This window comes from Pseudoalteromonas sp. MMG013, from assembly GCF_018100885.1.
Classification (GTDB): Bacteria; Pseudomonadota; Gammaproteobacteria; order Enterobacterales; family Alteromonadaceae; genus Pseudoalteromonas; species Pseudoalteromonas aurantia.
The window spans coordinates 1-805 of the sequence record NZ_JAGJEE010000089.1 but is presented as its reverse complement, the minus strand read 5'-3'; the positions used below and the strand labels follow the sequence as shown (position 1 = coordinate 805).

Below are 805 nucleotides of genomic sequence, written 5' to 3'. Positions count from 1 at the left end.
ACATACTTCTAAGGTTTCGTGATTGTCATGGGCTCTCCTCACAATTTTGTTGTGAGTCAGATCCAGCTCTTTTTTCTGTAAATAACTTAACAAAGCCTCTTTATTATTTTTGATCAAGATAATTGTATCCTGATCTAAGCGTCCTTTGGAAGATTTGGCTTTCAGTTTGCCATCATCGATATACAGCAAAGTTCCTTCAGAAATCAGTTTTGAATAGAGCTCGTTCATATTAATCACGTCACCTTAGATTTTTGTTATTGATGTCTCTCAAAATAAATGAAATTACATATCCGTTATGCTTAAAATTTATTGGTTCACTAATACAGTCACCAAATTACTTTTCGAGAGATTTTTATAAAATTTATTCTTCGTTATGTTTCTTAAGTCGAGGCATAATAAGTAATGCACTGTCGCAAAAACTCAGTGCATTACTTATCTCATGAATCCATATCATTAAAACTCATATTCAGTGGCATCCTCTGATTCCAATAAGGCCTGCTGTAAGAGTTCTTCAGCTTTTTGGTGTTCGCACAAGTTACACAAATCTGAAATACTTGCTATATCGTAAAGATCTTTTAACTCAATGTGCGTATAACCAACCTCCTTCAATTGAGCAAGAAAGCGCACCACTAATAGAGAGTGGCCACCCAAATCAAAGAAGTTTGCATTGACACTAATATGCTCAGCATCGATATAAAGTAATTTAGATATCAAATCGATGATTAACCGCTCTGTATCCGTTGTTGGTGCAACGTAATCATGGAGCAATACACTCTCTACAACTGGTAATGCCCGTTTATCTACT

2 protein-coding genes are annotated in these 805 nt (G+C 35.2%); both read right to left on the bottom strand.

Annotation, left to right across the window (positions count from 1 at the left end; translation table 11 throughout):
- On the bottom strand, positions 1 to 228 hold a 228-nt coding region (locus J8L98_RS24460; RefSeq protein WP_210998660.1), incomplete at its 3' end, for a hypothetical protein.
- 225 nt (positions 229 to 453) lie between these two features.
- On the bottom strand, positions 454 to 805 hold a 352-nt coding region (locus J8L98_RS24455; RefSeq protein WP_210998659.1), incomplete at its 5' end, for a phosphopantetheine-binding protein.